Annotated in this window: 19 protein-coding genes and 1 tRNA gene; 14 read left to right on the forward strand and 6 right to left on the reverse strand. The window is 68.3% G+C overall.

The window, feature by feature from the left end; translation table 11 throughout:
* Positions 1-145 precede the first annotated feature (145 nt).
* The 3 genes from DJ75_RS19150 (at position 146) to gltB (ending at position 8,592) form a co-directional block, all read left to right on the forward strand.
* Positions 146-3,412, forward strand: coding sequence for a PGF-CTERM sorting domain-containing protein (locus DJ75_RS19150; RefSeq protein WP_254921967.1), 3,267 nt, complete (start codon positions 146-148; stop codon positions 3,410-3,412).
* A 61-nt stretch (positions 3,413-3,473) separates the two neighbouring features.
* Positions 3,474-3,641 carry an HEWD family protein gene (locus tag DJ75_RS18660; RefSeq protein ID WP_170938259.1) on the forward strand — a complete coding sequence of 56 codons (168 nt, stop codon included), beginning with the start codon at positions 3,474-3,476 and terminating at the stop codon, positions 3,639-3,641.
* 286 nt (positions 3,642-3,927) lie between these two features.
* The gene (gene gltB / locus DJ75_RS11275; RefSeq protein WP_094524564.1) at positions 3,928-8,592 is read left to right on the forward strand and encodes a glutamate synthase large subunit; all 4,665 of its coding nucleotides are present in this window, start codon (positions 3,928-3,930) and stop codon (positions 8,590-8,592) included.
* 51 nt (positions 8,593-8,643) lie between these two features.
* On the opposite strand, the gene DJ75_RS11280 is transcribed toward gltB, so the two are convergent.
* Positions 8,644-10,701 carry an ABC transporter ATP-binding protein gene (locus DJ75_RS11280; RefSeq protein WP_094524565.1) on the reverse strand — a complete coding sequence of 686 codons (2,058 nt, stop codon included), beginning with the start codon at positions 10,699-10,701 and terminating at the stop codon, positions 8,644-8,646.
* 168 nt (positions 10,702-10,869) lie between these two features.
* Here DJ75_RS11280 and DJ75_RS11285 point away from each other — a divergent pair, with 168 nt between their 5' ends.
* The gene (locus DJ75_RS11285; protein WP_094524566.1) at positions 10,870-12,027 is read left to right on the forward strand and encodes a HAMP domain-containing sensor histidine kinase; all 1,158 of its coding nucleotides are present in this window, start codon (positions 10,870-10,872) and stop codon (positions 12,025-12,027) included.
* Positions 12,028-12,614: 587 nt separating this feature from the next.
* Here DJ75_RS11285 and purN read toward each other — a convergent pair.
* Positions 12,615-14,216, reverse strand: a complete 1,602-nt coding sequence (purN, locus tag DJ75_RS11290) for a phosphoribosylglycinamide formyltransferase (RefSeq protein ID WP_094524567.1) — start codon at positions 14,214-14,216, stop codon at positions 12,615-12,617.
* 168 nt (positions 14,217-14,384) lie between these two features.
* Between purN and purB the strand changes: the two genes are divergently transcribed.
* The 6 genes from purB (at position 14,385) to DJ75_RS11320 (ending at position 20,309) form a co-directional block, all read left to right on the forward strand.
* Positions 14,385-15,824 (forward strand): adenylosuccinate lyase, encoded by a 1,440-nt coding sequence (gene purB / locus DJ75_RS11295; protein WP_094524568.1) that lies wholly within the window; start codon positions 14,385-14,387, stop codon positions 15,822-15,824.
* A 97-nt stretch (positions 15,825-15,921) separates the two neighbouring features.
* On the forward strand, positions 15,922-16,257 hold the full coding sequence (locus DJ75_RS11300) for a zinc ribbon domain-containing protein (protein ID WP_094524569.1): 336 nt from the start codon (positions 15,922-15,924) through the stop codon (positions 16,255-16,257).
* 112 nt (positions 16,258-16,369) lie between these two features.
* A complete protein-coding gene (locus DJ75_RS11305) occupies positions 16,370-17,266 on the forward strand; it encodes a sensor domain-containing protein (RefSeq protein WP_094524570.1) in 897 nt (298 codons plus the stop codon).
* Between the two features lie 52 nt (positions 17,267-17,318).
* Positions 17,319-17,993, forward strand: coding sequence for a hypothetical protein (locus tag DJ75_RS11310; RefSeq protein WP_094524571.1), 675 nt, complete (start codon positions 17,319-17,321; stop codon positions 17,991-17,993).
* A gap of 8 nt (positions 17,994-18,001) precedes the next feature.
* Positions 18,002-18,682, forward strand: a complete 681-nt coding sequence (locus DJ75_RS11315; protein ID WP_094524572.1) for a metal-dependent hydrolase — start codon at positions 18,002-18,004, stop codon at positions 18,680-18,682.
* 76 nt (positions 18,683-18,758) lie between these two features.
* The gene (locus tag DJ75_RS11320; RefSeq protein WP_094524573.1) at positions 18,759-20,309 is read left to right on the forward strand and encodes an NAD(P)/FAD-dependent oxidoreductase; all 1,551 of its coding nucleotides are present in this window, start codon (positions 18,759-18,761) and stop codon (positions 20,307-20,309) included.
* Positions 20,310-20,323: 14 nt separating this feature from the next.
* Here the strand turns inward: DJ75_RS11320 and DJ75_RS11325 are convergent, their stop codons facing one another.
* The gene (locus DJ75_RS11325; RefSeq protein ID WP_094524574.1) at positions 20,324-20,917 is read right to left on the reverse strand and encodes a PAS domain-containing protein; all 594 of its coding nucleotides are present in this window, start codon (positions 20,915-20,917) and stop codon (positions 20,324-20,326) included.
* Between the two features lie 212 nt (positions 20,918-21,129).
* Between DJ75_RS11325 and DJ75_RS11330 the strand changes: the two genes are divergently transcribed.
* A complete protein-coding gene (locus DJ75_RS11330) occupies positions 21,130-21,966 on the forward strand; it encodes an alpha/beta hydrolase (RefSeq protein WP_249269111.1) in 837 nt (278 codons plus the stop codon).
* 388 nt (positions 21,967-22,354) lie between these two features.
* Here DJ75_RS11330 and DJ75_RS11335 read toward each other — a convergent pair.
* The 3 genes from DJ75_RS11335 to DJ75_RS11345 all read right to left on the reverse strand — a co-directional run bounded on the left by DJ75_RS11335 (position 22,355) and on the right by DJ75_RS11345 (position 24,587).
* Positions 22,355-22,426: transfer RNA gene (locus DJ75_RS11335), tRNA-Ala, on the reverse strand.
* Positions 22,427-22,518: 92 nt separating this feature from the next.
* Positions 22,519-23,076, reverse strand: coding sequence for an SRPBCC family protein (locus tag DJ75_RS11340; RefSeq protein WP_094524575.1), 558 nt, complete (start codon positions 23,074-23,076; stop codon positions 22,519-22,521).
* Between the two features lie 458 nt (positions 23,077-23,534).
* Positions 23,535-24,587: a M42 family metallopeptidase gene (locus DJ75_RS11345; protein ID WP_094524576.1), complete on the reverse strand. Its 1,053-nt coding sequence runs from the start codon at positions 24,585-24,587 to the stop codon at positions 23,535-23,537.
* A 171-nt stretch (positions 24,588-24,758) separates the two neighbouring features.
* Between DJ75_RS11345 and DJ75_RS11350 the strand changes: the two genes are divergently transcribed.
* The 3 genes from DJ75_RS11350 (at position 24,759) to DJ75_RS11360 (ending at position 26,592) form a co-directional block, all read left to right on the forward strand.
* A complete protein-coding gene (locus DJ75_RS11350) occupies positions 24,759-25,016 on the forward strand; it encodes an MTH865 family protein (RefSeq protein WP_094524577.1) in 258 nt (85 codons plus the stop codon).
* A 119-nt stretch (positions 25,017-25,135) separates the two neighbouring features.
* A complete protein-coding gene (locus DJ75_RS11355; protein ID WP_094524578.1) occupies positions 25,136-25,831 on the forward strand; it encodes a J domain-containing protein in 696 nt (231 codons plus the stop codon).
* Between the two features lie 47 nt (positions 25,832-25,878).
* Positions 25,879-26,592, forward strand: a complete 714-nt coding sequence (locus DJ75_RS11360; RefSeq protein WP_094524579.1) for a metallophosphoesterase — start codon at positions 25,879-25,881, stop codon at positions 26,590-26,592.
* Positions 26,593-26,620 lie beyond the last annotated feature (28 nt).

A 26,620-nucleotide genomic window follows, 5' to 3' on the forward strand; every position in this document is an offset into this window, starting at 1 on the left:
TTCTGTGTCCGTTAATCCTTTAATAAACAATCAACCGAGTGAGCGTGTTCCACAAAGGCCAGCCGACGGCAGCGTTGCGAGCTCGTCGATTCCCACGGCTCGGGCGCCCTCCTAGCCGCGGCTCTGTCGATTGTGGTTCGTCACGATGGATCGAGTAAACTCAACCCAACGCCGGCCGGAGATCATTCTTGCCATCTGTATTGTTGTTATTTCAGTTTTCGCGATAGTGACTGGTTCAATACCAGTAACTGGTTTTCTTTGGAATGTTGATAAAATAGACAATATTTCAGTAGGTAATGATGAGAACCAGACAATTAGGGGGATCAAGGTATATAGTGAGGACGATCCAGTCAAGATACGAGTGGGAAGTGTTGTTGACTCAGGTGCTAAGTTTGATGATGACCGCACATCATATAGGATAAAGAACGGACAAACGGCAAGAGATTCGGAAGTCTTTATCAAGAATCCAAATACGACAGACGCAACACTTGTTATAAATTCCTCTGCTTTGAATAGCACGACCTCATTTGATGTTGAAATAGAGAATATAGACACAACTAATATGAGCAAGTTCAATAAAAAAGGTCAAGAGATAAATAAGGAATTTGAGTATATCACAACACAAGCCGGTGAGTCAGATCATTCTACATTTTCTGTCCAGACATCTGCGAACGTTTCTATAAATACAAAAAATTATAATGATAGTTCAAGTATGATTAGCTTTGATAACCTTAGTTTAGTCAACAACTCAACTGACCAAATAGTAGTCTGGGAAAAATCATCAGAAGGAGATCTTTCTAAGAGGATTGCAACTTTCCAAGGCGGACGAGAATCTATCTCAATTGATAATAATTCTATCAAAGGTGAAGAAGAAATCGCAGTTACAGTTCAGCCTGAGTCAACAAATTCTACCGAAGTGATCTACGCAGTAGACCATGCAACTATTGAAGCACCCATCACAACAGAATTACTACAAGAACCCATATACTATCCGGAGAATGATCGCTTAGACAGACAGTATTCTGAATCGATATATTTCAAGTTCAATACGAATATAAGACACGACCGGGGCGATATATACGTCAATTATTTTGACGGAACTACACATAGGGTTCCAGTTCAAAATAAATCAAATAATGTGACTGTCCTTGATGAGGATTTGTATATTTCTCTTAATTCTACAAGTAATACTCAAAATTATATACAGAATGTTACCGTTGATGGACTGGTATCAGAATATGGGGGAGAAGAATTGTCTCAAGGTGTTTCTGAAATAAACCGGGCAGGAGATTTCATCTCAAGTAGAACAAACACAACGGTCTCACAAGGAACAAAAGTAGCAGTTACATCAAATGAGTCCGAAACCATTCAAATCTTTTCAGAAAATAGATCGATTAATCCCAGTGAGATAGAAGATAATAATCACAATAAGATTATACACACTTCAGACATTCCTACAGGAGAATACAAGATAGAATCTGAATCAGAAACCAACGCTAGTCGGATTAATATAACAGAAGCAACACTGTCTCCTAAAATACCAACAGCCAACAAGTCGACAGGAATACTGATCAATTTTGAATCATCCGCTTTAGATCGGCAGATCATGGTTAGAGTTCAAAACGAAAACAATACATCAATATCTGAAAAAGTAGTTGAAATAAAACAACACAAAACAGAGAACCAATCGATTATGATAAACGAATGGGGAGAATACTTCATAGAGTTCAGAGATATACGGTCTGGAGATACCATCAGACGATCAGTGGATATTTTGAAAAACAGAGATTCAGATCTTATTTTTGATTCGGATCAAAATGGAAGTGATGTGGGCACAAAACACGTTTTAGAACTTAATTCCAGCTATAACAGATCTAGATTAGAACTAATAAATAAATCTAGCAGGGTAACACTCGCAACTGCTAATCTCTCCACACCGTCGTCCGGACGCACTTCGATCGGACTCAACACGTACGCATTCGGTAACGAATCGCTGACGGACAGCCTCGTCACCGCGGGACCGGGGGCGACCGTCGAATCGGTCGACACATCAGTGTCGAACGGGACGCTCCCGCCGGGAGAGTACCGGATCGAGGTCCGTTCCGCACAGGGGCTCGCCGAGACGAGCGACGAGGCGACTGTCACGGTCGGGAATCGGTCGACGAGCGGGCTGAACGCCTACGCGACGACCACCCTCGATCGGGACGCTCTCGGGACGGCCGGCGCGGTGCGCCGAGCGATCGAGGACGGAACGCTCTCGCCGACGTCGACCGTCACCGCGGACGACACCGTGGTGTACGCCGTCAACGCCACGGGACTGACCGGGTTGCCGGCCGCGCGGAACGCGACCACGGAGTCGGGCGCCGACCTGGCCCGGCTCGACGGACTCGCGTTCGGCGTGCGGTCGAACGCGTCGACGCTCTCGGCGGCGACGGGTGACGACCGAACCGGCGCGGTGGGAGCGGCTCCGAAGAACTCCTCCGTTCACATCGACGACGAGGGACTCTACCTCATCGCAGAGGGCGACGACGCCCTCGCGACCGACGAGACGCCCGCGGGCGGGGAGGACTTCACCGCGGAGTTCCGGGTGACCGACGAACGACTGCGCGAAGCCGCGTCGGACTCGGCGAGCGATCACAGCGCGTCGACGACGCTGACGTTCGAGGTACCGCCGCCGGACGAGGCGGACGGCGACTCAGAGGGTGGCGACTCGCTCGGAGGCGGTGGTAGCGCGGGCGGTGGTAGCGCGGGCGGGCCGGAGGGCGGAGGACCGGTCGGCGAACCGACCGGCGGCGGGACGTCCGGCGGGGGCCCATCGACAGACGGAGGCGGAACTACCGGCGGCGGGCCGACCGGATCGCCACCCGAGACGGGCACCTCACCGAGGGGCGGAAAGACGGAGACGCCGGGGGACGCGACCGGTACCGGACCGCGGCCCGATCTCCGAGTGAGCGGGGGCCAGTTCGGCGTCCGTCCGCTCGCCGACGTCCGGCCGATCGCGCGCGAGAATCATACCGGATCGCCCGCGTCCGTCTCGCGTACGTCGGTTCCCGTCGATACGGGCGCCGCCCCGTCGGGAGGTGAAATCGCGCGCTCCGAAACGGGCGCGGACCGCGGTGGCGCCGGCACGACCGGTGCGGACGCGGGGAGCGACGAGGCCGCCGGTACCGACGGGGTATCCGGTACCGACGAGGCCGCGGGGACGAATGCGGGCGACTCGCGATCGCGCGGGGGCTCAGATTCGACGGCGAAATCGGACGCGGCGGACGCGGAACCCCAGACCCCGACCTACGACGACGCGCCGATCCGGACGACCGCCGACGACGTCCCCGGGTTCGGTCCGCTCGTCACCGTGGTCGCGTTCCTGCTCGCCGGGCGGCTCGCCGCGCGCCGACGGGGTCGGGAGCCGTGAGGCGACGCCGCGACGCCCTCGCGGCGGTATCCTTTTGCTGGATCGCCTCCTCCCGTCGGGTATGAGCGTGACCATCACCCCGCCGCAGGAACGCGAGTGCGAGCTGTGCGGTCGCCGGGAGCGGTGGGACGATGAGGCCACCGGCTGGCAGATCGCCGACGAACCGGGCGAGGTCTACTGCATCCACGAGTGGGACATCAACGGGACGTTCACACCGCTTCGCGAGTGACCACGCGTTTTGAGTCGACGACCGATCCGGTCACGGCCGGCGATGCCGCACCGTCGCCGATTGACGATAGCGGATCGATCTCCGGAAACTAACTCGGTCTCGGCGCGGTCAGCGTCGACTCGAACGGAGTTTCTCCCCTCAGTTCGGATATAAGTGATCGAACCGTGATCGTATCGAGTGTTATTCACCCCTGATGAATAATTACCTTATATTCCCTAATGTGTGTACGATGGATCCTACCCGTATCAGGGTTATACCTTTAAGTGATAATCTGTGAGTGGTGTACATGACCGAGCCACGTAGTGACACCCGGGGGGAGTCGGAACCCTCGGGCCACGGTGGGGGGCTTGCGGACGTATCAGACGAACGGTCGAACTGCGGGATCGGCGGGATCGTCGACCTGGACGGAGACCCGAACCACGAGACCGTGACCGACGCGGTCCGGTTGCTGGAGAACCTCGAGCACCGCGGGACAACGGGCGCAGAGGAGAACACCGGCGACGGGGCCGGCATCATGGTCGCGCGCCCGGACGGCTTCTTCCGCGACGTCGTCGACGCCGACCTGCCCGACGAGTACGCGGTCGGCTCCGTCTTCATGCCGACCGAGGGGAGCGTCCAGGCCGAGATCCACGACGTCATCGCCGAGGTGTTCTCCGTCTACGGGCTGGAAGTGCTCGCGTGGCGCTCCGTGCCGACGGACAACGCGGACCTCGGCGCGACCGCGCTCGACTCCGAGCCGGAGATCGCCCAGCTGTTCGCCGCGCCCGTCGAGGGGGCCGGCCTCGCCGAGCGGTTCACCAGCGAGGAGACCCGCCCCGACGACGTCGACCCGGAGCTCCTCGGCTTCGACCGCGCGCTCTACGCCGCCCGACGCGAGATCGAGAACGCGGTCGCCGACGTCGACGGCGCCGGCCGGTTCTACGTCTGCTCGCTCGACCGCCAGCGCGTCGTCTACAAGGGCCTGCTGAAGGGCTCGCAGCTCGCCGGCTACTACCCGGACCTGACCGACGAGCGCTTCGCCAGCCACGTCGCCTTGGTCCACGCGCGGTTCTCGACGAACACGCTCGGGGCGTGGCACCTCGCGCACCCGTACCGTAACATCGTCCACAACGGCGAGTTCAACACGATCCGCGGGAACGTAAACTGGATGCGCGCCCGCGAGAACGACCTCGACCACCCGGCGTTCGGCGCCGAGCTCGACACGATCAAGCCGGTGATCGACGACCCGAACCAGTCCGACACCGCGAGCGTCGACAACGCGGTCGAACTCCTCCTGCAGGCCGGCCGGGACCTCCCGCACACCCTCCGGATGCTGATCCCGGAGGCGTTCCGCGACGACGACCTGATGGACGCGGCCCGCACCGACTTCTACGACTACCACGCCTCGCTCGTCGAGCCGTGGGACGGCCCCGCCCTCGTCATCGGCTTCGACGGCGACCGCGTGGCCGGCGTCCTCGACCGCAACGGGCTCCGCCCGTGCCGGTACGAGGTGACCGACGACAACCGGCTCGTCGTCGGGAGCGAGGTCGGCGCGCTGCCGACCGACCCCGCCGACGTCCGGCGCCGCGGGCGGCTCCAGCCCGGCGAAATCTTCGTCGCCGACCCCGAGGAGGGGCGGATCGTCCCGGACGACGAGGTGTTCGACGAGCTCACCGACGAGAAGTACGGCGAGTGGGTCGACGAGCGTCAGATCGGCCTCGACGAGGTCACGGCCGAGGTCGGTAGCGGAGACAACGTCGAGAGCGACGAGGGACGCGGAGTCGACGACGAGAGCGACGACGAGATGACCGTCCGGTCCCACCAGGCCGCGTTCGGCTACACCACCGACTCGCTGAACCACCTCGTCGAGCCGATGGCGAAAGACGGGAAGGATCCGGTCGGGTCGATGGGCGACGACACGCCGCTGTCGGTGCTCGCCGACGTCGACCGCCCCCTGTTCACCTATTTCAAGCAGCTGTTCGCGCAGGTGTCGAACCCGCCGATTGACTACATCCGCGAGGAGCTCGTCACCTCGCTGGAGACCCGGATCGGGAACCAGCGGAACCTGCTCGACGAGACCCCCGAGCACGCCGAGCAGATCGTCTCGGAGTCGGCGATACTCACCGACGCCGACACGGCCGCGCTGAAGGCGTTGGACGGCGAGCCCGTCGACGGCGAGGGCCCGGCGTTCTCCTCGACGACGGTCGATATCACGTACGATCGGGAGGCGTCGCTCGTCGACGCCGTGACGGAGATCCGCAACGAGGTCGCGGCCGCGATCAGAGACGGCACCGACGTGGTCGTCCTCTCGGACCGCGCGGTCGGCCCCGACCGGCTCGCCGTCCCGAGCCTGCTGGCAACCGGCGCGGCCCACCACCACCTCGTTCGGAACGGGCTGCGGAACCGCGCCGGCATCGTCGTCGAGTCGGGCGAGCCGCACGAGGTACACCACGTCGCGACGCTCGTCGGCTACGGCGCCGACGCGGTCGACCCGTACCTCGCGTACGACTCCATCTCCGACGTCGTCGCGGGGCCCGACGGGGCCGACGAGGCGGAGGCGCTCGCGGCGTACCGGGGCGCTCTGGAGGACGGGCTGCTCAAGACGATGGCGAAGATGGGCATCTCGACGATGGAGTCGTACCAGGGCGCCCAGATCTTCGAGGCGGTCGGACTCAGCTCCGAGTTCGTCGGCGAGTACTTCGAGGGGACCGAGATCCGCACCGAGGGGATCGGGATCGGGGAGATCGAAGACGACCTCCGGACGCGTCACGCGATGGCGTTCGGCGCCGACCCCGAACTGGAGACCACCGGCGAGTACGAGCACCGCTCGTCGGGGATCAAACACGGCTGGAACCCGCAGACGGTCGGGACGCTCCAGCAGGCGGTCCGGGGCGGCGACTACGAGCAGTATCAGGAGTTCGCGGAGCTGGTGAACGACCAGTCCGAAGCGCTGCAGACGCTTCGCGGACTCCTCGAGTTCGAGTCGGACCGCGACCCGGTGCCGGTCGACGAGGTCGAGCCGGTCGAGTCGGTCGTCGAGCGCTTCTCGACGGCCGCGATGAGCCTCGGGAGCATCTCGCCGGAGGCCCACGAGAACAACGCGATCGCGATGAACCGGATCGGTGCGAAGTCGAACACCGGCGAGGGCGGCGAGCCGCCGGAGCGGTTCGGCACCGAGAAGGCGTGTTCGGTCAAGCAGGTCGCCTCCGGCCGGTTCGGCGTCACCGCCGACTACCTCGCGAGCGCGGACGAGCTGCAGATCAAGATGGCGCAGGGGTCCAAGCCCGGCGAGGGCGGCCACCTCCCCGGCGAGAAGGTCAACGAGATGATCGCGCACGTCCGGTGTTCGACGCCGGGCGTCGGGCTCATCTCGCCGCCGCCGCAACACGACATCTACTCGATCGAGGACCTCAAGCAGCTCATCTTCGACTTGAAGGCCGCGAGCCCCGACGCCGACGTCAACGTGAAGCTGGTGTCTGAGGCCGGCATCGGCACCATCGCGGCGGGCGTCGCGAAGGCGAACGCGGACGTCGTCCACGTCTCCGGGCACTCCGGCGGGACGGGCGCGTCTCCGAAGACCTCCATCAAGAACGCGGGGCTCCCGTGGGAGCTCGGGCTCGCCGAGACGAACCAGATGCTCCGCGCGACCGGCCTGCGCGACCGCATCCGCGTCACCGCGGACGGCGGGCTCAAGACCGGCCGCGACGTCGCGGTCGCGGCCGCGCTGGGCGCGGAGGAGTACGTGTTCGGCACGGCGTCGCTCGTCACGTCCGGCTGCGTGATGGCCCGGCAGTGCCACGAGAACACCTGTCCGGTCGGCGTCGCGACCCAGCGGGAGGACCTCCGCCAGCGCTTCCCCGGCCAGCCGGACCACGTCATCAACTACATGACGTTCATCGCCCAGGAGCTCCGCGAGCTCATGGCGGAGCTCGGCTACACCGAGGTCGAGGAGTTCATCGGGCGCCCCGAGCTGCTCTCGCAGCGCGAGACGGACCACGAGAAGGCGAAGCACCTCGACCTGTCGTCGGTGATCGCCGAGCCCGCGGGCGACGCCCGGACCAAGACGCGCGAGCAGGACGACGCCGACATCGAGGCGCTGCTCGACTGGGACCTCATCGACGAGGCGGCCCCGGCCATCGAGGACGGCGCGCCCGTCGCGCTCACCCGCGACGTGGAGAACGTCGACCGCGCGGTCGGCGCGACGCTCTCGAACCGCGTCGTCAGCGAACACGGCGGCGACGGGCTCCCGGACGACACCATCAGCTGCCGGTTCGACGGCTACGCCGGCCAGAGCTTCGGCGCGTTCCTCGCGTCCGGCGTCACCCTCGAGCTGACCGGCGCCGCCAACGACTACCTCGGAAAGGGGCTCTCGGGCGGTCGGATCGTGGTCAACACCCCCGAGGAGGCCGGCTACGACCCGGCCGAGAACGTCGTCGCCGGCAACGTCGGCCTCTACGGCGCCACGGACGGCGAGGTGTACGTCAACGGCGTCGCCGGCGAGCGGTTCGGCGTCCGCAACTCCGGCGTACGGGCGGTCGTCGAGGGCGTCGGCGACCACGGCTGCGAGTACATGACCGGCGGCGTCGTCGCCGTGCTCGGCGACACGGGCCGGAATTTCGCGGCCGGGATGTCCGGCGGCGTCGCCTACGTGCACGACCCCGACGACCGGTTCGACGAGCGCGTGAACCGCGGGATGGTCTCCGTCTCGGCGACGCTCGACGACTCGGACGAGCGCATGCTGCGCCGGCTCGTGGAGAACCACCGCGCGTACACCGGCAGCGACCGCGCGGCCGAGCTGCTCGACGACTGGGCGGCGACGCTGAACGACTTCGTCCGCGTCTTCCCCGACGCGTACGCCGACGTCATCGCCGAGGGCAAGGGCGCCGACGTGCGCGACGAGCCCCCGGAGCCGGCCGAGGCCGTCCCGGGCGCCGTCAGCGATCCGACCGAGCAGGCGTCAGGCGACGACTGAGGCGGTCGGCAGCTCTCACCCGATCGGTTCGGTCGACCGTGCTTTTTTCGTTCAGTCGTCGAGCGTCTCGCTCTCGACCGCCTCCTGATCGATCGCCCGCTCGACCGCGCGGTCGACGTGGCGCTCGCGGGCGCGGTCGACGAACGCCTCCGGCAGCTCCTCGATCTCGCCGGCCTGCACCCCCCAGAGCTTCGCGTAGAGCCCGTCGGCCGCCAGCAGGTCGTCGTGGGTCCCGCGCTCGACGACCTCCCCGTCCTCCAACACGAGGGTCGTGTCGGCGTCGGTCACCGTCGAGAGGCGGTGCGCGATGACGAACGTGGTTCGGTCGGCCGCGAGCTCGTCGAGCGAGCGCTGGATCAGCATCTCCGTCTCGGTGTCGACCGCGGAGGTCGCCTCGTCGAGGATGAGGATGGCGGGGTCCTGTAAGACGACGCGGGCGATGGCGACCCGCTGGCGCTGGCCGCCCGAGAGCTTCACGCCCTGCTCGCCGATCCGGGTGTCGTACCCGTTCGGGAGCGAGTCGATGAACTCGTGGGCCTCGGCGGCCTTGGCGGCCTCGATCACCCGCTCGCGGACCGCGTCGCTCTCGACGTCGTCGTCGACGCCCGTGAACCGCCCGTACCGGACGTTCTCGGCGATGGTGCCGTCGAACAGCGTGGTGTCCTGCGCGACGTAGCCGACCGCGGAGCGCAGGCTCTCGACGGCGACGTCGCGCACGTCGTGCCCGTCGACCCGGACCGCGCCGTCGGTGACGTCGTAGAGGCGCAAGAGGAGCTTCAGGAGCGTCGACTTCCCGGCGCCGGTCGGCCCCACGAGGGCGACGGTGTCGCCCGGATCGGCGGCGAAGGAGACGCCGCTGATCACCTCCTCGTCGGCGTCGGTCGGGTCGACGAGGGCGTTCTCCGGGTACGCGAAGGTGACGTCGTCGTACTCGACCGCGCCGGCGACGCCGCCGTGGTCGCCGCCGCCGTTCCCACCGCGGTTCCCGGTTCCGCCCTCGCTCCCGAGCGCGACCGCGTCGCTGTCGTCCGTGATCCGGATCGGGATGTCGCGGAGGCCGAACACGCGCTCGCAGGACGCCTTCGCGTTCTCGTACTGGTCGATGATGTTCGACACCTCGGCGAGCGGCGCGACGAACTGCTGCGTGAGCAGGACGAACGTGACGAACGTCCCCACCGTGAGCGTCGTCGTGAACGGCCCCGGCGGCCCGGCCGAGAGCCAGTAGCCGCCGACCGCGAAGGTGGCGGCGAACGCGAGGCCGGCGAACAGCTCCATCCCGGGGCGGTAGACGTAGTTGAGTCGGAGGATCGACATCGTCCGCTCGAAGTACTGGTGGGAGGCCGTCTCGACGCGCTCGCTCTCGTACGGCTCGGTGTTGGAGGTCTTCACCAGCTCGACGCCCGAGAGCGCGTTCTCCAGAGCGGTGTTGAGGTCGCCGACCACGGAGCGCTGGGCGACGTACCGCGGCTCCACGGCCCGCATGAACCAGAGCGTGAAGAGGATCATCAGGGGAATCGCCGAGAGGGTGATTAAGGCGAGCTCCCAGTTGTAGTAGAAGAGGACGCCGGCGATGCCGGCGACCATCACGCCGAGCCGCGCCGAGTTCTGGAGGGCGTTGTCGAGGAAGACCTCGAGGTTGGAGGCGTCGTTGTTGAGGACGCTCATCACCTCGCCCGTCTGCTTGTCGTCGAAGAAGGTCATGTCGAGCCGCTGCATCCGGTCGAAGGAGTCGGTTCGGACCGCGTGCATCACGCGGTGCGCGAAGTTGTTCGCGGCGATCCCGTAGATCCACGTGAAGACGCCGGTGACGAGGAAGGAGCCGACGATGAGGACGACCGAGAGGCGGAACTGCGCCGGCCCCGCGGTCGGGAGCCACGCGTCGGGGACGATCGGGAGGGTGTAGGGGCCGTCGCCCGTGAACACGGCGTCGATGGCGACGCCGAGCACGACCGGCGGGACCAGTCCGGCGACGCGGGCGACGACGTTGGCGGCCATCCCGATCACGAGCCAGTGGGCCTCGCCGGCGCCGTACTCCCGGAACAGCCGGAGGAGCGGACGGTCGACCCGGTCCCGGTACACTTCGAAGGCGTTGCGGTCGTCGGCAGCCATGGGGATAGCAACCGTGCGAGACCCATGTATCCGACGGCTTCGGTCGGTCCGGCCGGATTCGACGAACGCCCGGGTGGCACCGTCCGGTTTAACTCGAACGCCCGGGCCGGCACCGTCCGGTTTAAGCCGAGAGAAGACGGGGATAACACATCGCGGTCGTGATCGACGATGAGTGACGCACTGTCCGAGGGAGACGCCCTCCGCCGCATGTACCGGATCACAGCCGACCAGGAGCGTCCCTTCGAGGAGAAGCTCCCGGACCTGCTGGATCTCGGTCGCGCGTACCTCGACGTGGAGACCGGCTTCCTCACCGAGATCGACGGCGAGACGCAGGTCATCGTGGACGCGCGCGGCGATCACGAGCTGCTTCAGGCCGGGCGGAGCTGCCCGCTGTCGAAGGCGTACTGCAGGCGGACCGTGGACATGGACGGCGCGCTGACGGTCCAGCACGCCCGCGTGGAGGGGTGGGAGAGCGACGCCGCCTACGAGGAGTTCGGGCTGGAGGCGTACATCGGCGCGAAGGTCGTGGTCAACCGCGAGGTGTACGGGACCTTCTGTTTCGCCGACACGGACGCGCGGGACCGTCCCTTCTCCGAGGACGAGGAGACGTTCGTGGAGCTGTTGGCCCAGTGGGTCGGCTACGAGCTGTTCCGGAAGCAGGCGACCGAACGCATGCAGCGGCAGCGCGACCAGCTGGAGGAGTTCTCCCGCGTCGTCTCGCACGACGTCCGGAACCCGCTCGGGATCGTCGACGGCTACCTCGATCTGGCGGAGGAGACCGGCGATCCGGAGCACTTCGAGCGGTGCCGCGACGCGGTCGACCGGATGGAGTCGCTGATCGACGACCTGCTCTTCCTCACCCGCGAGGGACAGGCGATCGGGGGGCGCGAGGAGGTCGACCTCGCGGCGCTCGCCCGCGAGTCCTGGTCGTTCGTGACCACCGGCGACGCGACGCTGGCGGTCGACACCGACCGGGTCGCCCTCGGCGACTGGAGCCGCCTCCAACAGGTGTTCGAAAACCTGTTCCGGAACAGTGTCGAGCACGGCGGCGACGGCGTGGCGATCCGAGTCGGCGACCTCGCGGACGGGTCGGGGATCTACGTCGAGGACGACGGCGCGGGGATCCCGGAGGCCGAGCGCGACGAGGTGTTCGTCGACGGCTACACCACCGGCGCGTCCGGCACCGGGCTGGGGCTGACGATCATCCAGCAGGTCGTCTCGGCGCACGGCTGGGAGGTCGCCGTGACGGAGAGCGCCGCCGGGGGGGCGCGGTTCGAGATCACCGGGATGGAGTTCGTCGGGGACGGAACGGACGGCGACGAGTAGCCGAGGGGGTCAGTTGTGGTCTCCGTCGGGTGACGCTCCGTCTCGGTTGCGGTCGATACGGACACGGCAGCGAGCGATTGCGGGAGTGAGTGTAGTGCGTCGTGAGAGAAGTCATTTATAAACCCGATCGTATGTCGCTGTCAGATTTTTATAAGTGATCGACGCTTCCGCGGTGAAGGCCTCCAAAGCCCCAGCCGCTCGTTTTTAAGTAGCTGATCCAATTTTGACGGTGAAGGCCTCCAAAGCCCCAGCCGCTCGTTTTTAAGTAGCTGATCCAATTTTGACGGTGAAGGCCTCCAAAGCCCCAGCCGCGACGACTCGCGCGGCTTGTTGCGCTCCTCGCTCAGTCGCTGACGCTCCTTCGCTGCGGTGCTTACTGCGCCGTGCTTCGTCCTCGCGGCTGCCCCTTTGAGTCCCACCCTGCCCGCACCGCAACCGCACCTCACACCTCCCCAGCCTCGCGGTTCGCGCTCTGCGAGCGCTCACCGCGTCCCTCGCGGGCTGGCTCGCGGCCGCCGGTGGCGGCCGCTCGCAGGCGCGCCGACCGCATCCGCCTTTTATAAGTAATCCTCGCCGTCGCTCACCGGTCAGTCGTGGCGGAAGCAGCGCGACCCGGTGAACGCCATCGCCATGTCGTGCTCGTCGGCGGCGGCGATCACGTCCTCGTCGTTGACGGAGCCGCCGGGCTGGATCACGGCCCCGATCCCGGCCTCGGCGGCCTCCTCGATGGCGTCCGGGAACGGGAAGAAGGCGTCAGAGGCCATCACGGCGCCCGCGGCGGACTTGCCCTCGGCGTCCTTCTCGGCCTTCATCGCCGCCAGCGTCACGGCGTCGACGCGCGATACCTGCCCCATCCCGACGCCGACCGTCTCGGTGCCGGTCGCGAACAGGACCCCGTTCGACTTGAGGTGCTTGAGCGTCTTCCAGGCGAAGACCATCGTCTCCAGCTGCTCGTCGGTGGGTTCGCGCTCGGTGACGACTTCCAGGTCCGCGGCGGTGGGCGACTGGCGGTCCCGCTCCTGCACGAGGCGGCCGCCGACGATCGGCTTCTCCGTGAACCGCTCGGCGAAGCGGTCGTCGCCCTCGCCTAGCGGGCCGACGTCGAGCACGCGGAGGTTCCCCTTCTCCCGGAGCACGTCGAGCGCGCTGTCGGTGTAGCCGGGCGCGACGACGACCTCTTTGAACGAGTCGGCGACCGCGGTCGCGGTGTCGGCGTCGCACTCGCGGTTCAGCGCGACGATGCCGCCGAACGCCGACTTCGCGTCGGTCCGGAGCGCGCGGTCGTACGCGTCCGCGAGCTCGTCGCTCGTCGCGCAGCCGGCGGGGTTCGTGTGCTTGATCACGGCGGCCGCGGGCTCGTCGAACTCCTTCACGAGGTTCAGGGCCGCGTCGGCGTCGTTGTAGTTGTTGTACCCCATCCCCTTCGAACCGGGGTTCAGCCGGTCGGCGCCGACGACGCTCGCCTCCTCGCAGCCGTCGTCCGCGTAGAGCGCGGCGTCCTGGTGCGGGTTCTCGCCGTATCGGAGCGTCGCGGCGCGCTCCTCGGAGGCGAACCGACGCTCCGGGAAGTCGCCGCCGGCGTCGCCCTCGACGGTCACGCCGACGGCGTCGCTGCCCTCGCGCTCCACCGTCACGCGGTCCTCGGCGAACCACCGGACCGCCCGCGGGTACGCCGTGAACTCCGCGTCGTGGAGCACCCGGTCCTTCAGCGAGTCGGCGTCGTCGTCGCCGTAGACGGGGACCGGCTCCTGGGTGACGATCGGGCCGTCGTCGATCGCCTCAGTGACGACGTGGACGGTACACCCCGTTGTCCGAACGCCCGCGTCCAGCACCTGCTCGTGGGCGTCCATCCCGGGGAACGCCGGGAGCAGCGAGGGGTGGACGTTCAGCGTCGTCGGCGCCGCGTCGAGGAACTCGTCGGTGAGCACGCGCATGTACCCGTCGAGGCAGACGAGGTCGAAGTCGTAGTCGGCGAGCCGGTCTAAGATTCGTCGCTCGTGGGACGCGCGCGACTCCTCCCCCTCGCGCTCGACGACCTCGGTCGGGATCCGTCGCTCCGTCGCGGCCTCCAACACGGGCGCCTGCTCCCGGTTCGTCAGGACGACCGACAGCTCCGCGCCGCCCGGAGCGGCGTCGGCGATGTGTCTGAGGTTCCGTCCCCGGTTGCTCGCGAGTCCGGCGAACTTCATACGCGAGTGGTCCGACCGATCGCGTATATCGATTGCGGTCCGTTCCGCCCGAGTATCCACGTTTGCGGATAGGATCGCCCGACCGGTCGCGAAAAGTAGGCTCACCTATCCACGTCCGTGCGCCACGCCATCGACACGTTTTTGCTGGCTCCGGGGGCAGTCGCGGACATGACGGACCACGCCATCTCGGGCCTGTCGCGGTCGGACCCCCTCGCGGCAGTCTCGCCGCTCGACGGGCGATACGCCTCGCGGACCGCGCCGCTGTCGCCGTACGCCAGCGAGGCCGCGCTGATGCGCGCCCGGACCCGCGTCGAGGTCGAGTACCTGATCGAGCTCGCCGCGCTCGACGAGACGCCGATCGCGCTCGATGACGACCCCGAGGCGGCGCTCCGCGACGTCTACGAGTCGTTCTCCGCCGAGGACGCGCGCCTGATCAAGGCGCTCGAAGTCGAGGGCGCCGAGGGGTACGCCGCGACCAACCACGACGTGAAGGCGGTCGAGTACTTCCTGCGCGTCCGGCTGGACGAGGCGGACGACTCCGGGGCGGTCGACGACGCGGAGGCGCTGTACCCGTGGGTCCACTTCGGGCTCACCAGCGAGGACGTTAACAACCTCGCGCACCGGCTCCTGCTCAAGCCCGCGGTGAGCGAGGTGCTCGTGCCCGCGATCCGGGAGGTCCGGGACGCCTTGGTCGACCTCGCCCAGGAGTACCGCGGGACGCCGATGCTCGCCCGCACCCACGGCCAGCCCGCGACGCCGACCACGTTCGGCAAGGAGATGGCGGTGTACGCCTCTCGGCTCGGGCGCGCGCTCGGCCGCGTCGTCGTCGCGAACGGGGACCTCTCCGGGAAGCTGGCCGGCGCCTCGGGCACGTACGCCGCTCACGACGCCGCCTACCCCGACGTCGACTGGCGGGCGTTCTCCGAGTCGTTCGTGCGCGGGCTCGACTTGGAACACACGCCGCTCGCCACGCAGGTGAACCCCTGCGACGACCTCGCGGCGCTGTTCGACGCGCTCCGCGGCGTCAACAACGTGCTCCTCGACCTGGACCTGGACGCGTGGCTGTACGTCTCCGACCGGTACCTCGGCCAGCGGACCGTCGAGGGGGAGACCGGCTCCTCGACGATGCCGCACAAGGTGAACCCGATCGACTTCGAGAACAGCGAGGGGAACCTGTCGAAGGCGAACGGCGACCTCACCTTCCTCGCGGACTACGTGACTGGCTCGCGGCTCCAGCGCGACCTCTCAGACTCCACCGTCAAGCGCAACGTCGGCGCCGCGCTCGCGCACTGTCTCATCGGCTACGGGAAAGCCGGGAACGGGCTCGCGAAGGTCGTTCCGAACGAGGCGGTGATGCGCGAGGAGCTCGCGGCGACCCCCGAGGTGATCGGCGAGGCCGTCCAGACGATCCTCCGACGCGAGGGCGACACCGACGCCTACGAGCGCGTGAAGGAGCTGACGCGCGGGCGGTCGGTGACGCTCGACGACTTTCGCGAGCTGTTCGGCGACCTCGACGTCGACGAGGACGTGCGCGAGGAGCTGCGGGCGCTGACGCCCGCGGGGTACGTCGGCGTGGCCGACGGACTCGTCGACGAGATCGACGAGTAGGCGTCGCGGTCGCGAGGGACGTCGCGATCGAGAGAGACGTCGCCGGCGTCGCACACCCCCACAAGAGGTTTGTCGGTCGCGCGTGCAGGTAGGGCTGATGCCCTCCGAAAACGACGACGACGTGGAGTACTCCGTCTTCGGCAACGAACCGAGCGACGAGTGGGACGACGCGGACGACGGTCGCGCCGATCCCGACTCGGCGCGATCGGGAGACCGACCCGAATCGCTGGCGGCCGGCGAGGGATCGGGCTGTCCGAAGTGCGGGAGCGAGGAGACCGAGACGGACGAGATCGCGACGAGCGGCACCGGCCTCACCAAGATGTTCGACGTGCAGAACCGCTCGTTCGTCGTGGTCTCCTGCGCGAACTGCGGCTACTCGGAGCTGTACAAGGGACAGTCGAAGGGGAACGCCATCGACTTCTTCGTCGGCTGAGAGCGACGCGGCGACGTCCGTGGCCGCTCCGCCCCGTAGCGGCGCTTGAGACCGCCACACGACGCCGGGAGCGACCGATTTATGTCGACAGAGGAACCGGTTTCGACCGCGTATGGTCTCCCTCCGTCACCCCTCCGAGCTCCCCGTCGTCGGCGTCGTCGCCGACGGCCGCACGTACAGGCACCTGTTGTACCTCCTGCTCGCCGTCCCGCTCGGGTTCGTCTACTCGGCGGTCTTCACCTTCGGGGTCGCGTTCGGCCTGGCCCTGTCGGTCGCGCTCGTCGGGCTGGTGGTCCTGTTCGCGACGCTGATCGGCGCCCGGCTCGCCGCGGGACTGGAGCGGCGGCTCGCGAACGCGCTGCTCGGGACCCACCTACTGCGCCCGGACGACCTCGCCGCCGCGGACGGCGCGCTCGCGGGCGCCAGGAAGTACGTGGACGCGCCGTCGACGTGGCGGGGGCTCGGGTTCCTCTCGTTGAAGTTCTGGGTGAGCCTGCTCGCGTTCGTTCCCCTCGTCCTGCTCGCGAGCGCGCTGCCGCTGGTCGCCGCGCCGCTTCGGTACCCGTACACGGCCGATTTCGGCGAGGTCAACGGCGAGCCGGTGACGTGGGCGATCGACACCCTGCCGGAGGCGCTGGTCGCGCTCCCGCTCGGCGTCGCCGGCGTCCTCCTCGCGCTCCATCTCGCGAACCTCGCGGCGTACGTCGCTCGGCGGATGGCCCTCGCGCTGCTCGGTCGCCCCGAGCCGTCCGAGCCGCTTCCGGCGGTATCGGTGAGCGGCGACGAGGGCGGGAGCGACAGCGCCAACGGCGACGGCGACGAGGGCGGCGACGGTGACACGGACGACGACGGTGACACGGGCGGCCACGGGACCGCCGGCAACGGTGACACGGGCGGCCACGGGACCGCCGGCAACGGTGACACGGGCGACGACGAGGCCGACGCCTCCGGCGACTTCGACTTCGTCGACGACCCCGCTCCCGCCGACCGCGACGGCGACGCCCGCTGATCCGGGGACGGCTCCCCGAGCGACTTATTCGGCTGGGCTCGTCAAAGCGGATATGGCACCGACGTTGGTCAACGCCGCGTTCGGCGCGCTGCTCGCGGCCGCCCTGCTCGGCGCCGCGTTCGACCGGCGCTCGGTCGCGGTCATCGTCGTCGCCGCGGTGCTCCCGGACCTCGACGCGGTCGCGAGCCTCGCGGTCCCGGGCGCGACGAACGCCCTCCTCCACGCCGTCTGGCTCCCGCTCGCGGCCGGCGTCGCCCTCTACTGGGACACCGAACTGCGGGACGCCTCCCGGCTCCGCGAGCGGGCGGGGCGACGGGGCGTCCGGGTCGCGTGGGTCGCGCTCGCGGCGTTCCTCGTCGCCGGCGTCGGTCCGGACCTGTTCGGCAGCGAGGGGGTGAACCTGCTGTACCCCCTCGCCGACGCCTACTACCTCGTCAGCGGGGGGTTCCTCCTCTCGACTGAGGACGGCGTCGTCCAGACGTTCGTCACGCTCGGGGGCGGGGGCCCTGGGATCCTCCCGCTGGAGGCGCTCGGCACGACGGAGTCGTACGCGATCCCGACGTTCGCGAACCCCGACGGCCGCCCGGGGCTCTCGCCGGGCGCCGAGCGCGAACTACACCTCGTCCGGACCGGCTGGCAGCTGGTCGTCGTCGCCGCCGCGGGCGCGCTGCTGGCGGTTCGGTTCCGGTGGGAGACCGACGACGACCCGGAGGCGATCCGGAGGTGACCCGATAGATGGTCTCGACGGTGGTCCACGCCGGGTTCGCGGTGCTGCTCGCCGCCGGGCTGCTCGACGACCGGTTCGATCGGCGGGCGATCGCGGTCCTGCTCCTCGTCCTCGTCGCCCCGGAGGTCGACAGCTTCCTCGGCCCGTTCATGTCGGGCGCCCACCGGACCGTCGGCCACACGCTCGCGATCCCCGGGGTCGCCGCGCTCCTGTTGTACTACGACACCCGGGTTCGGGAGACCTCGCTCGCGCGCGACCGGCTCTCGGCGCGGTGGGTCGCCGTCGCGTGGGCCGCGCTGTTCGCGCACGTCTTCGCGCACGTGGCGCTCGACTGGGTCCACCTCGACGGGGTGAACTACCTGTGGCCGCTCCGCGATCGGTTCCTCCGGCTCGAGGGGGAGATCCTGTTCTCGACCGCGGACGGGTTCGTCCAGACGTTCGTCGACCTCCGCGTCGACTCGGAGACCGGGGCGCGCACGGTCGACGCGGGGACCACGGGGACCACGGAGACCGTCCATATCAACAACCCCGTCCAGCCGCGCGATCCCGACGAGGCGATCGAGGAACCGGTCGAACGGATATTCCCGGTCGCGAACGCCGGCTGGCGGCTCTACCTGATCGGGACGGGGCTCTTCGCGCTCGCGGCCCGACGACTGCAGGACCGGACCCCGCCGGAGGGCGAGTCGTGAGGGGGCCGCGGTCGGGGTAAAAGGCCCACATAGTATGGCGGGGCAGTGAATCCCTCGGAGACCGTACGGCCTCGCGATGAGCCCTCGTTCACGCGACGACGAGCGCCTCGCCGGCGAGGAGATCGCCGTGGTCGGCGCGGGGTTCGGCGGCCTCTCCGCCGCCGCGTACCTCGCCGACGCCGGCGCGGACGTGACGGTGTTCGAGCGCAACGAGCATCCGGGGGGGTACGCCGGCCGGATCGAGCGCGACGGCTTCCGGATCGACACCGGTCCCTCGTGGTACCTCATGCCGGAGGTGTTCGACCGCTTCTTCGGTCACTTCGGCCGGTCGACCGAGGAGTTCTACGAGCTGACCGAGCTGGACCCCCTCTACGAGGTCGTCTGGAAGGACGGCGACCGCGCGACGATGCCCGCGGACCGGGAGGGGCAGAAGGCGCTGTTCGAGTCGTACGAGGCGGGCGCCGGCGACCGGCTCGACGCGTACCTCGACGACGCCGCGGAGGCGTACGACCTCGGGATGGACCGGTTCGTCTACCCGAGCCGCTCGCGGCTCCGGGACATGGTCGATACGGACGTGTTGCGGTCGGGGCGCGCGCTCCCGAAGCTCCGGACGATGGACGACTACGTCGGCGACTACTTCGACCACGAGAAGCTGCGGCAGATCGCCGAGTACAAGCTCGTCTTCCTCGGCGGGTCGCCGTACAACACGCCGGCGATCTACACGCTGATGAGCCACGTCGACATGAACCTCGGCGTCTATCACCCGACCGGGGGCATCGCGAGCGTCGTCGACGGGATGGCGGCGCTCGCGACGGACCTCGGCGCCGAGATCCGCACGGGGACGCCGGTGCGCGCCATCGACCCCTCGGTCGCGGCGGTGGGACCGAAGTTCGACGTGGAGACTCCCGGGGCGACCGGCCGGTTCGACCGCGTGGTCGCGAACGCGGCGCCGCCGCACGTCGAGCGCGACCTCCTCTCCGACGAGCACGCGCGCCGCGAGGCGTACTGGGAGTCGCGGACGTACGCCCCCTCGGCGTTCCTCATGTACTTCGGCGTCGAGGGCGACGTCGACCTCGACCACCACGCGCTCGTGTTGCCGACCGACTGGCGCCCCCACTTCGAGAAGATCTTCGACGACCCGGCGTGGCCCGACGACCCGGCGTACTACGTCCACGTCCCCTCGAAGACGGACCCGGAGGCGGCGCCCGAGGGCCGCGAGGCGGTGTTCGCCCTCGTCCCGCTGGCGCCCGGACTCGACGACGACCCGGAGACCCGCGAGCGCTTCCGCGAGCTGGTGCTCGACGATCTGGCCGAGCACGCCGGCGTCGACTTCCGCGACCGGGTGGTGTTCGAGGAGACCGCCTGCGTCTCCGACTTCCGCGAGCGCTTCAACGCGCCCCGGGGCACCGCGCTCGCGCTCTCGCACACGCTCGGGCAGACCGGGCCGCTCCGGCCGGCGCATCGCGCCCCGGGCGTCGAGGGGCTCTACTACGTCGGCGCGTACACGAACCCCGGGATCGGGATGCCGATGTGTCTGCTCAGCGGCGAACACGTCGCCGAGGCCGTGATCGAGGACGCCGGCGGCGGGGTGTTGCCGTCGGTCGTGCCGACCTCGACGCTCCGGTAGGGGCGTTCGGGAGCTCAGCGCCCTGCGCCGCTCCCGTCGACCGCCTCTTGCACGGCGACCCAGTGCGTGATCGTCCCGTCGTCGCCCGGGAGGGGCCGGAGCGAGACGCGATTCAGGAACGGGGTGCCGTCGCGCCGGTGGTTCCACAGCTCGACCGTCACCGGCTCCCAGATCGACACCGCCTCGCGGAGGTCGGCGACGGCCGGGTCACTCGTTTTCGGCCCCTGTAACAGCCGCGGGTTGCGCCCGCGGAGCGCCGCGAGCGAGTAGCCGGTGAGCTCGCGAGTCGTCCGGTTCGCGTACAGGATCGGGGTGTCGCGGTACGCCGGCCCGCAGAGCGTGACGCCGAGCGGCGCGTCGTCGAGGAGCCGAACGCGCTCGATCAGGCGCCGACCGCGGTCGGTGAGGTCGTCCGAGTCGGCGATCGCGGCGGGCAGGGCCGCCTCCGAACGCGTCCGCGGGAGCCGGTGCGGGTCGAGCCCGCGCCTCGCGGAGGCGTCGCTGCCGTCGGTGGCGTCGGGGCGATGGCCGAGGAGGTCGCGGAACGCGCTCCGGGCGGACGCCTCGTCGCACGCCAGGAACTCCAGAATCGCTTCTCTGAGACCCATCGCGCCGTCAGAAGTCCCTGCCGGTCGCGTGCAGCAGGCCGTCCGGGCGGTCCGCCGTGACCTCGTGCGTCGACATGCAGTGATCCACGGGAGCGTCCCGCATCAATCCGCGGTAACACCCACGTCAGTCGCCGGCCCCGTGGGAGGCGGAGACTAAAAGAGCGGTTTGGGAATCCCGACCCGTTATCCCGGACGGCGCGGAAGGGCGACGCGTGCAACGGAACATACAGCAGGCGAGTCGACCCCGCGGGCTCGCCACGGAGACGTGCACGCTCTCGGACGGCCGGACGCTCGCCTACGCCGTCGGCGGAGACGAGGGCGGGACGCCGGTCGTCGCGCACCACGGAACCCCGGGGTCGCGGCTGTTCGCGGCGCTCCTCTCCGAGGCCGCGGCCGGGGAGGGCGTTCGCCTCCTCGTTCCGGACCGACCGGGCTACGGGCGTTCGTCGGCGCCGCCGGTCGGCTGTGAGTGGCGCGACTGGCGGGGAGACTTAGGGGCGCTCCTCGACGCGGAGTCGGTCGACGACGCCGGGGTCGTGGGCTTTTCCGGCGGCGGCCCGTTCGCGCTCGCGGCCGCGGCGGACGAGCGGGTCGATCGCGTCGGGCTTGTCAGCAGCGTCGTGCCCCCGTCCGATGTCGGCCTCGTCAAGCTGTCGCGGATCCCCCTCGCCGTCCGCGTCCTCTTCCGGCTGTCGGGCGCGTACGCGTCTGTGGCCGGCCCCGAGGCGGTCGTCGGTCAGTACACCGACCGCTCGGTGTCGGAGGCCGTCTCGCGGGCGGTCGCCGACGACTTCCGCGAGGCCCTGCGGCCGGGAGCGAAGGCCGTCGCCCGGGAGAACCGGTGGTTCGGCGACGAGTGGGCCGGCCTGGACCGGCCGTCGGCCACCGTCCGCGCCTGGCACGGGACCCGCGACGAGAACGCGCCGCTATCGGCGGTGCGAGCGTTCGCGGATGAGACCGACGCGGGGCTCGCGACCTCCGAGACCGACCACCTCGGAACCCTCCTCGACCGTCAGAGCGAGGTGTTGCGGTGGGTCAGCGGCGCGTGACGGAATTCGAACCGCGATTAGAGTAGCGTCGCTGGCGGAACAACGAACACGGACGGACTCGCGGGGGTCCCGTGAGCAGAGAGGGACCGGAGGTCCCTCTTGCAGCCGGCGCGAAGCGCCGGCGATGCTAGCGAACGGGACCACGCGAGGGAACGAGACGAACGAAGCGAGTCGAGTGGACTCGCGGGGATTTTGAACCGGAGCCAGACGTGCTCGCTCACTCCGTTCGCTGTGCGCGACTGGCAGGGTTCAAATCCCGGCTCGTTGCAGTGTCGCGCCGCTCGCGGTGTTGCTCGCGGCGCAAAAACATGGACTCGCGGGGGTCCCGTGAGTGAAACGAACGGGACCACGCGAGGGAACGACTGAACGACCGAAGGGAGTGAAGGAGTGGACTCGCGGGGATTTGAACCCCGGGCCTTCCCCGTGCCAGGGGGATGATCTACCACTGATCTACGAGCCCTCGTACGCGTTCCATCGTTCCCCGCTGGATATATTAAGGCCTTCGACTCGGCGACGGCGGGGACACCGCGTCGCACGCGGACCGCCCGCTCCTCAGATCCGTTCGGAGTCGACGTACACGTCGAGGTCGACGTTCCGGGTCGACCCCTCTAGGTCGCGGACGGCGCGCTGGACGACGCGCTCGGCCTCGGTACGGATGAGCGGGACCGCCTTCTTGACCACCCAGTCGAAGGAGACGAGCCGCGGGAGGTCGAGCGCGTCCGGGCTGGCCGACCCCGGGTCGAACTCGACTTCGAGCGCGACCTCGCAGACCGGCGAGTCGGCGGCGTCGGTCTCGGCGTCGCCGTCGGACTCGGGGTCCGGCCCCGTCGATGTCACGCGCCAGCGCCCGCCGGCGTCGATATCTTTCGTGATCTCCCAGTCGATCCGCTCCGGCGGCTCGACGCCCGTCACCCGCGAGTGGGCCGTGTAGGTGATCTTCCACCACGCGAACCGGAGCGCGTAGCGGGTTCCGGGGCCACCGTCGCCCTCGATCGTCCGCACGTCGTCGAGGTACTTCGAGTAGCGGGCGTACCCCGGGAAGTCGAGCAGGAACTCGTACACCTCCTCGACGTCGGCGTACACCTCGGTGCTCACGACGAGTTCGTCCACGCAGAGACGTTCGGGCGGCGCGTAATAAGCGGTCCGGCGATGGAACGATTGAGAGGGTTGGATCGGTCGTCCGGTCGGGACAGCGAGTGGGGACAGAGATTCGGCCGCTTGCTTATAAAACGCCGACTGCGCGACGAACGCCTCCAAAGCCCCAGTCGGCTCCGGTCGAGGGGCTCGCTGCGCTCCTCAGTCGCTCGTTTCACTCGCTCCTTGCGGTGTCGCCGGCGGCGAAGCCGCCGGCTGCCCGTGGCGCTACGCGCCACGCTGCTTGCGTCGCCCGTCTTCCCGGAGCCGACTGCCCCTTTGAGTCCCACCCCAACCGCACCGCAACCGCGCCTCGCGCCTCCCCAGCCTCGTCGGTCGTCCGGAGCAACGCGGAGGACGACCGACTCCCTCGCGCACGCTGCTCGCGCCCGACGGGCGCGAGCAGGTGCGCGCCGCCGCGGAATTGTTTATATTTATAACGTGTAGTCGTGCTCGCCCGTCTCGGAGTCGAGGAACGCCGTCAGCAGGTCGATCGTCGCCGCGACGTCGTCGCCGTCGGCGGTCTCGGTGACGGTGTGGAGGTAGCGCGTCGGGATCGAGATGGCCCCGACGGGCTTCGCGCCGGCGGTGTTCTGGAAGCCGGCGGTGTCGGTGCCGCCCGCGGGCAACACCTCGTGCTGGTGGTCGATCCCCTCCGCCTCGGCCACGTCGGTCAGTCGGCCGTGGACCTTCGGGCTGGTGATCACCGAGGAGTCCTTGAGCTTGATCGCGGTCCCCTCGCCCAGCTCGGTGACGGCGTCGGCCGGCTCCCCGATCTGGGGGACGTCGTTGGCGACGGTGACGTCGAGGGCGACGGCGAGATCCGGATCGATGTCGACGCCGAGCGCATTCGCGCCTCGGAGCCCCACCTCCTCCTGTACGGTCGCCGCGAAGTGGATCGTCACGTCGGGGTCGTCGGTCCGGCGGGCGGCCTCCAGCATCGCGAACACGCAGATCCGGTCGTCGAGCGCCTTGCCGGTCACCCGGTCACCCATCCGCGTCGTCGTCTGGTCGAGCGTGACCAGGTCGCCGACGCCGACGAGCTCGGCCACGTCCTCGCCGTCGCGGCCGAGGTCGATGTACACGTCCGAGACCTCGTCGTCCTTCTCCGTCTGCTCCTCCGTGAGCGTGTGGGGCGGCACGGAGCCGATGACGCCGGTGAGGTCCTCCTCGCCGTGGACCGTGACGCGCTGGGCGCGGAGCACGCGGGCGTCGAACCCGCCGAGCGGGTCGACCTGCACGAACCCCTCGTCGGTGACGTGCCGGACCATGAAGCCGATCTCGTCCATGTGGGCCGCGACCGCGACCGAGTAGTCCGAGTCGCCCTCGACGGTGCCGACGACGTTCCCCATCGCGTCGGTGCGGACCCGGTCGGCGGTGTCGGCGAGCTCGCGGCGGACGATCTCGCGGACGTCGTCCTCGTATCCCGGAACACCGCGGGCCTCGGTCAGCTCTCGGAGCAGCTCGAAGTCGAAGTCGAACGACATGCGCGACGGTTGGCGCCCAGCGACAAAGGTGGAGAGGTTCCGGCACGACAGTCGGCGTTCTCCGGAGCGGGCCGCCGACGGTTCGTCGGCGCCGCGTCGTCGTTCGAGAACCTCAAACTCGTTTATCGTTGTTCCGCAACGCTTTTGCGGTGGCTCGCGGGATGGGAGAGTATGAGTGACGTCAGATCGGAACTCCGCGAACAGTTCCTCGACGCCTTCGGCGGCGCCGACTTCCCCGTCGAGAACCAGATGGACCTCGTCCCGGCGCTCCCGAACGGTCCGGCCACGAAGTTCGAGGCCGGCGACGTGAGCCTCACGGCGATGGAGATGGCCGCGAAGCTGGGCAGCGAACAGGAGTTCCCCTACGAGACCCCCGAAGCGCTCGTCGACGACATCCTCGACGGCCTCGAGGCGAAGGGGATCCTCTGACGCCGGCGCTCCTTTTGTCGGTAGTCGGCTCTCGCCCGTAGCGCGCCGCTCGCCGACCCCTCGCCGACCCCTCGCGATCCCGGCGAGGGGTTGATAGGCGACGAGCCGTTATCTGGATCGTGGCCGTCGAGCTCATCAGCGCGGTGCCGCCGTGGATCCTCCTCGGAGTCGCGCTCGGCGGGATCGCCTCCGCCTTCGCGGCGGTCGCCTTCTACCTCGGGGACCGGTTCGTCGCCCCGAGCGTCGCCGCGGCCGGCGACGGCGAGACCGCCGCGGGCGACGAACGACGACGCCGGGAGATCCGCGAGTACCTGACGGCCATCGACGAGCGGTTCCGCGAGGACCACCCGCTCGGCGAGGTGGCCGTCCCCTTCTACCTCCCCGAGCGCGGCGTCGCAATCACGTTCGACGCGCACGACTACTTCCGGCTGGAGGGAGAGGGCGTCTACACCGTCCTCTGCGAGCACGAGATGCCGGGTCGGGGGCTCGGTCGCCGCCTCCCGTTCGACGTTATCGAGCCGGACTGGGGGCCGGACCCGTCGGTCGAACGCGGCGGCCGCGACCCGGTGGCGGCGGCGTTCGCGGAGCTCGACGTCGCCCGCGACGCCGACGCAGACGAGGTGAAACGGGCCTACCGCGAGCGGGTCAAGGAGACGCACCCCGACCAAGGCGGCGACGAGGAGTCGTTCCGCCGCGTCCGCGAGGCGTACGCGACCGCCCGCAACCACGCCGGCGGCGCGGGCGAGGAGGCCGGCCGGGGCCGTCCCGCCGCCCGGACCGACCGTACCGATTCCCCGGCGGGCTTCGGTCGGTGACGGGGGGCGACCGGTGACGGGGAGCGATCGATGACCGGGGGCGATCGATGACCGGGACCGCGTTCGGCGAGCGCGCGGCCTACCTCGACCGCCACGACGCGCTCGTCGTGGCCGACCTCCACGTCGGCCGCGGAGAGGCCTCCGCGGTGTCGCTCCCGATCGGCGAGCGGGAGGACCTCGTCGATCGGCTCCGGGGACACCTCGCTCGGTTCGACCCCGCCGCCGTCGTCGTCGCGGGCGACGTCGTCCACACGTTCGACCGCGTCACCGACCGGAGCCTCGGGACGCTGGAGGCGCTCCGCGACGCCTGCGAGGCGAGCGGCGCCGCCCTCGAACTCGTCGCCGGCAACCACGACACCGCCCTCGCGAACGCGTGGGACGACCGGGTTCACGAGGAGTACGTGTTGGACGCCGCTGGTTCTCCCCGGACCGTCGTCTGCCACGGTCACGAGGCGCCGTCGACGGCGGCCGACCGGTACGTGATCGGCCACGTCCACCCGACGATCGAGATCGAAGGCGACCGCCGACCCTGTTTCCTCGGCGGCGAGGGCGTCTACCGCGGGGTCGACCTCCTCGTCCTGCCCGCCTTCACCCGGCTCGCCCCGGGCGTGGCGGTCAACGACATGCGAACGGGGGCGTTCGACTCCCCGCTCGTCACCGACGCGGACCGGCTGGCGCCGGTCGTGGTGGACCCCGACGCGAGCGATGCGGAGGGGTCGCTCCGATTCCCGCCGCTGGGGGAGTTCCGCGAGCTGTTGTGAACGCTTTTGTCGGCGCGGGAGTACTGTG

This window comes from Halorubrum sp. Eb13 (assembly GCF_002252895.1).
Classification (GTDB): domain Archaea; phylum Halobacteriota; class Halobacteria; order Halobacteriales; family Haloferacaceae; genus Halorubrum.

Coding starts and splice junctions, on each gene's coding strand:
- DJ75_RS11315 (WP_094524572.1), top strand. CDS start 18,002: ATGGTCTCGACGGTGGTCCACGCCGGGTTCGCGGTGCTGCTCGCCGCC.
- DJ75_RS19150 (WP_254921967.1), top strand. CDS start 146: ATGGATCGAGTAAACTCAACCCAACGCCGGCCGGAGATCATTCTTGCC.
- purN (WP_094524567.1), bottom strand. CDS start 14,216: ATGAAGTTCGCCGGACTCGCGAGCAACCGGGGACGGAACCTCAGACAC.
- DJ75_RS11300 (WP_094524569.1), top strand. CDS start 15,922: ATGCCCTCCGAAAACGACGACGACGTGGAGTACTCCGTCTTCGGCAAC.
- DJ75_RS11310 (WP_094524571.1), top strand. CDS start 17,319: ATGGCACCGACGTTGGTCAACGCCGCGTTCGGCGCGCTGCTCGCGGCC.
- DJ75_RS11305 (WP_094524570.1), top strand. CDS start 16,370: ATGGTCTCCCTCCGTCACCCCTCCGAGCTCCCCGTCGTCGGCGTCGTC.
- DJ75_RS11285 (WP_094524566.1), top strand. CDS start 10,870: ATGAGTGACGCACTGTCCGAGGGAGACGCCCTCCGCCGCATGTACCGG.
- purB (WP_094524568.1), top strand. CDS start 14,385: ATGACGGACCACGCCATCTCGGGCCTGTCGCGGTCGGACCCCCTCGCG.
- DJ75_RS11280 (WP_094524565.1), bottom strand. CDS start 10,701: ATGGCTGCCGACGACCGCAACGCCTTCGAAGTGTACCGGGACCGGGTC.
- DJ75_RS11320 (WP_094524573.1), top strand. CDS start 18,759: ATGAGCCCTCGTTCACGCGACGACGAGCGCCTCGCCGGCGAGGAGATC.
- DJ75_RS11345 (WP_094524576.1), bottom strand. CDS start 24,587: ATGTCGTTCGACTTCGACTTCGAGCTGCTCCGAGAGCTGACCGAGGCC.
- DJ75_RS11325 (WP_094524574.1), bottom strand. CDS start 20,917: ATGGGTCTCAGAGAAGCGATTCTGGAGTTCCTGGCGTGCGACGAGGCG.
- DJ75_RS11350 (WP_094524577.1), top strand. CDS start 24,759: ATGAGTGACGTCAGATCGGAACTCCGCGAACAGTTCCTCGACGCCTTC.
- DJ75_RS18660 (WP_170938259.1), top strand. CDS start 3,474: ATGAGCGTGACCATCACCCCGCCGCAGGAACGCGAGTGCGAGCTGTGC.
- gltB (WP_094524564.1), top strand. CDS start 3,928: ATGACCGAGCCACGTAGTGACACCCGGGGGGAGTCGGAACCCTCGGGC.
- DJ75_RS11360 (WP_094524579.1), top strand. CDS start 25,879: ATGACCGGGACCGCGTTCGGCGAGCGCGCGGCCTACCTCGACCGCCAC.